1 protein-coding gene is annotated in these 258 nt (G+C 77.9%); it reads right to left on the minus strand.

The genetic code is table 11. The annotated features are described in order from the left end of the window. Positions 1-48 precede the first annotated feature (48 nt). Positions 49-258: ATPase, T2SS/T4P/T4SS family (locus tag R0J87_RS22115; RefSeq protein ID WP_498888997.1), on the minus strand; the 210-nt coding region annotated here is incomplete at its 5' end.

Raw genomic sequence — 258 nt, forward strand, 5'->3', positions numbered from 1 at the left:
CCCCCTGCCGCGAGCCGTCCGGAGCCGGAGGTCGACCCCGGGCCCGCGTCACCGTCGACCGAGCCCGGCGAGGCCGGCGAGGGGGACGGTCCGGACGACCCGGGCCGGCGCATCGCGGAGCCCGCTGGCGTGCATCGTGCCGGCGCCGCCGTCATGTCCGGTGTTGAGCGCGGTGAGCAGCTCTCGGACCTCTGCCCCGCGGCATTCGCCCACCGCCAGACGGTCCGGCCGCATCCGCAGTGACTCGCGCACCAGCCG

It is taken from the genome of Halomonas sp. SIMBA_159, assembly GCF_046536035.1.
Taxonomy (GTDB): Bacteria; Pseudomonadota; Gammaproteobacteria; order Pseudomonadales; family Halomonadaceae; genus Vreelandella; species Vreelandella venusta_A.